Annotated in this window: 2 protein-coding genes; both read right to left on the bottom strand. The window is 62.9% G+C overall.

Translation table 11 applies throughout. From position 1 onward, the window contains the following. Positions 1-1,106: exonuclease SbcCD subunit D (locus PEH01S_RS33880; protein ID WP_164828143.1), on the bottom strand; the 1,106-nt coding region annotated here is incomplete at its 3' end. Positions 1,107-1,165: 59 nt separating this feature from the next. Further along, positions 1,166-5,138, bottom strand: a 3,973-nt coding sequence (addA, locus tag PEH01S_RS33875; RefSeq protein ID WP_127490421.1) for a helicase-exonuclease AddAB subunit AddA, incomplete at its 5' end; no start/stop codon positions are given.

Genomic DNA, 5,138 nt, shown 5'->3' with positions numbered 1-5,138 from the left:
GCCCCGCCGGTCTGCCGCTCGTAGAAGCGGCGGAACAGCTCGTCCATCGGCAGCTTCGTCGCCGACACGGCTTCCTGCAGCGACGCCTCCAAATCCGGATACACCGGGCGGATATGAATAAACCCGTCCCGGGCCAGCCGCAGACGGTGCAGCTGCTCCATCGACATCGTCTCCTGCAAGTGAACCTCCAAATCGATCCAAGCGTTGGCATCCTTGCCTTCGTCCAACCAACGATGAACCTCCGCCAGCCCGCCCTTGGCTTTCCATTCCACCAGCGGACGCCCGCTGGAAAGGAAGATTTCCTCCAATTGCGGAGTCGCGCCGGGCTTCAGATCAAGCACCGTGACCGATTTGGCCTGACCGGCCTCCGAAAAGCTATAGGCCAGCGGCGAGCCGCTGTAGCGGATCGTCGTCTTCTCCGACTTCAAAGCTTGCGGCCGGTGCAAGTGGCCGAGAGCGACGTACTGCGCTCCGGCTTCCAGCGCCGAAGTATCGACCGTATAAGCGCCTCCGACTTGAATCGGCCGCTCCGATTCCGTTTCCTGCCCGCCCAGCACATAGAGATGGCTCATGAGCAAGTTGACCGTATCTGCGCGGTAATGCTTCGCCTGCTCCGCGACGATATGCCGTACCCGCTCGGAATAGACGGCCCGCAGCAGCGTCTCGTCGGCCCCCTCCGACAGCAGCTCGCGCAGCCGCGACTCGGACGGATACGGCAGCGCGAACAGCGCCGCCGTTTCACCTGTGCGCCGGATGTCCACCGTATGCACCCGCGCTTCAGGCAGACCGACCAGCGTGACGCCAAGCTTGTGCGCGAGCGGGTCGGCGGCGGCCAGCCGGTCGGGGTGATCGTGATTGCCCGCGATGACGTATACCGGCCTGCGGCCTTGATCCGACAGACGCGCCAGCGCATCGTAAAACAGCTGCTCAGCGGCGGCCGGAGGATTCACCGAATCGTAGACGTCTCCTGCAAGCAGCACCAGATCGATCTGCTGGTCCTTTACGAGAAGGGCCAGCTCGTCGACGAACGCCTCCTGCTCGGCGAGCCGGCTTCTTCCTTCCAGCGTCCGGCCGAAATGCCAGTCCGCCGTATGCAATATCCGCATGGTTTTTCCTTCCTTCCCTAATATGAGGCAGTGCTTGGTTTAAGCCGATTTATGCTTTGCTACAGCTGCACCACATGAGCGCCATCGAATAAAAAGATATATTTTCCGGTCACCGGCCGCTTCCAGATCGTCTCGACGGCTCTGGCGTACAGATCAAGCTGCAGCCGGTATTTTTCCGCCACCCGAAGCGGAGACGCGCCTTTCAGCCGGTCCGTCTTGAAGTCTACCAGCACGAGACCTTCGCCTTCGTCGATCAGACAGTCGATCACGCCCTGCAGCATCACCGTCTCATCCGATAAGCCGCCCCGTTCCGGGCCGTAGACGTCGCGCGCGGGCAGCCCGAAGCTGAACGGCGTTTCCCGGTGCACCCGCTTGGCGCGAAGCAGACGCTGGCCCAGCTCGCTTTCAAAGAACGTCACGATCACCGCAGGGTCGACCAGACCGCACTGCGCCTCCGTCAACAGCTCGCGCTGCACCAGTGAGGCCAGCAGCTCGCGGACGTCGGATTCCGAGGGAGGCCGGTCCATCGGCATATGCTGCATCACGGTATGAAACACCGTTCCGCGCTCGGCCGCATTCGGCTCGCGCCGCTCCATAAAGCGCGGTCTCCGGACAATCACTTTGTGAAAAGCCGCGCCATCCGCCCCTCGCTTCGAACTTTCTTCCTTTGCCGGTTCTCCGGACTCCGCCCCGACGCCCGGCCATAATGCCGCAGACGGCTCGTCCGATAACAGCTCAAGCAGCTTCCGGTGCTCCGAATGCCGCTTCAGCTCCGTAACGGACGTTTTGGACAGCACCAGCGTCGCCTCCTCCCGGGGATAGCTCCAGGATAAGCGCCGCCATACTTCGTGCTCCCAACGCTCCGTTTCGTCGACCGGCTCCTGACGGACCACCGACTGCCAGCGGGGATCGGCGAAGCTCACCGCCGCCGCAGCCTGGGACATTCCGGCGAACAGCTCCGGCCTCAGTAAGCGCACCTGCCATTCGGACGGCTCGCCGTCCATGAACGGCCAGAGCCGATAGTCCAGACCGGCCGCTTCCCGGAGCGGTTCCGCGTCAGGGTGCCGGATCAGCGCCGGACCGAGCCAATCCAAATAACAGCGCGCGCCTGCCAGCGCATCATCCGGCAGCGTCAAGCGGTCGTGCAGGACAAAGCGCCCCCACGCTTCCAGCTGCTTCTGCAAATTTTTGACCGACGCGATCAGGATAAGCTTCTCTCGGGCCCGGGTCAGCGCCACATACAGCACGCGCATTTCTTCGGCCAGCATTTCCATTTCGATTTTGCGCCGGATCGCCAGCCACGGTAAGGTCGGATAACTGACGCGGGTGTCCGTCTCCATCAGCTTCGGCCCGAAGCCAAGCTCCTTGTGCAGCAAAAAGCTGTCCGTCAAATCCCGACGGTTGAACGCCTTGGCCATTCCGGCGACGAAAACAACGGGGAATTCCAATCCTTTACTTTTATGGATCGTCATGATGCGGACGACGTCCTCCTGCTCGCCAAGCGCCCGAGCCGTTCCCAGATCGCCGCCGTTGTCCTGCATCCGCTCGACAAAACGCAAAAACCGGAACAGCCCCCGAAACGACGTCTCTTCGTATTGCCGCGCCCGGTCGTAAAGCGCCCGCAAATTGGCCTGCCGCTGCGGGCCGCCGGGCATGGCGCCGACAAAATCGAAATAGCCGGTTTTCCGGTAAATGTCCCAAATCAAATCAGCCAGCGAGCTTTGCTGCGACTGCAGGCGCCACTGCCCGAGCCAATCGAGAAACGTCCGCAGCTTGCGCCGCGTTTCCGGGTTCCGCTGAAATCCAACTCCATTCCCATCGCTCTCGCAGGCCGGCTCCGCCCCGTCGGTCTCGAAGGCCGCGGTTGGTTCGGCGCTCCTGTCTTGGCAGGCCGGTTCGGAATCCGCAGCCTCTCTCGGCGCGTACGCCCTCACCGCGTCGAAATACGCCCCGTGCGGCCGGCATATGCGGATATGCGCCAATTCCTCGGCGTCGAGCCCCACGATCGGAGAACGCAGTACGGCGGCCAGCGGAATGTCCTGATACGGATTGTCGATCACTTTGAGCAGCGACAATATCATTTGCACTTCAACCGCTGTAAAATAGCCGGTGCTCAGCTCCGCGTAAGCGGGAATGCCCTGCTGCCGCAGCTCCTCGATCATGACGGGCGCCCACTGCTGCGTCGCCCGCAGCAAAACGACGATGTCCCGGAACTGGGCGTCGCGCATGCCTTTGGCGGATTTGTCGTATACCTGCCGGCGCCTTCCGCCATCCATTCCCATCATCTCGCGGATTTGCCCTGCGATATACCGCGCTTCGAGCTGCACCGTTTCCAGCTCCCGCACTTCCGCTGCCGCCTCGTCGGCGGACTCCTCGGTCCCGGCGGCAACGCCTTCCGGGGAATCCCCCGCGTTCTCTCCCGGCCCCCCGGCATCCTGCGGCGTCCGGTCGATCAGCACAAGCTCGGCCGCAAATGCGCCGCTTGCATTCGGCGGCTCGGGATAGCCGGCGCCGTAAACGAGCTCCGCCCGCTCGTCGTAGTCGATCTCGCCGACGTCTCCGTGCATCAGCTGGCGGAAAATAAAATTCGTGCCGTCCACCACTTGACGGCGGCTGCGGAAGTTGCGCGCCAGATCGATGCGCCGCCCCGGCCCGCCGCCATCGGTACGGTAGCTTTTGTATTTCTCCTGAAACAAGCCCGGCTCCGCCAAGCGAAACCGGTAAATGCTTTGCTTGACGTCCCCAACCATAAACCGGTTGCCCGGTGCGTCTTTGGCGATCAGTTGGACTATCGCTTCTTGAACGCGGTTCGTATCCTGGTACTCGTCCAGCAGTACCTCGGCGAACTGCTCGCGGTATTCCAACGCTGCCTCGGAAGGAACGGGATTCCCCGGCAGCGACTCGTCGGCGCTGAGGATTTTCAGGCAAAAATGCTCCAAGTCCGCAAAATCGACGAGCCGCTTGCTCATTTTGGCCGTCCGGTACCGCTCGCCGAAATCAATCACCAGAGCGACCAGCGCCTCCATGAGCGGCCTCATTGTCCGAAGCTCTTCCTCATACCGCTCCGGTGTCCGTCCGAACAGCTCTTCCTTCAGCTCGCTCAGCCGGTCTTTGACCTCGCCCCGCATGTCCTTCACTTGCTCCTGCAGCGCTTTGTCGAAGCCGTCCCCCCGGCAAGGCTTCAGCTTGCCGAAAGCGGCGCCCTGAAACGCTTGATACAGCGGTTCCCACGCGCCTGCGTCGGCCAGCTCCAGCAGCCCGCCGACGACCGCGGCGTCATCTTGAAGATTCGTCAAATACGGCGCCGGTCCTCCGGGCTGCTCCGCGATCCGCACCGCCTCCCGAAGTCTGGATGCCATGGCCTGCAGCTCCAAGCGGACGTACGCAAGCAGGCTGGCCAGCCACGGATTGTCGCCGGAAGCGACGGGCCGCTCGAACATGCGGACGCACTCGTTCAGCCAATGCTCCGGCCACGGGTGGCTCCGTGAATCGTCATACAGCCGCTGGACGAGCGAGAACAGCGCGTCGTCGTTTTTGTCCCCGCTGAACGAATCCGCGAGCCGCCAGAACAAATCGCCTTCCCCGGCTTCGCCATACCGTTCCTCCAGCAGCTCCTCCAGCAAATCCTGCCGCATCAGCGCGCTTTCCGTTTCATTGGCTATTCTGAAGTTCGGATCGAGCCCGATCCGCTGGTAATGCCTCTGAATGACCTCCATGCAAAAGGAGTGCAGCGTCGTAATCGATGCCTGCGGCATCAGCGCAAGCTGCTTGCGCAGGTGATCCGAGCCCGGGTTGTCCGCCAGCGCCTTCTCCAGCGCCTCGCTGATCCGGTGGCGCATTTCCGCCGCCGCCGCCTTGGTGAACGTAGCGACCAGCAGCCGGTCTACGTCGAGCGGCGCGCGCTCGTCCGAAATGCGGCGGATAATCCGCTCGACCAGCACGGCCGTTTTCCCGGAGCCCGCAGCGGCGGCCACAAGCGTGGAACAGCCGCGGACGGCGATGGCCTGCCATTGTTCGTCCGTCCAGGTGCTG

Source organism: Paenibacillus ehimensis NBRC 15659 (assembly GCF_004000785.1).
Classification (GTDB): Bacteria; Bacillota; Bacilli; order Paenibacillales; family NBRC-103111; genus Paenibacillus_G; species Paenibacillus_G ehimensis.
The sequence above is the reverse complement of the archived record's forward strand: the minus strand, read 5'-3'. Positions and strand labels throughout refer to the sequence as shown.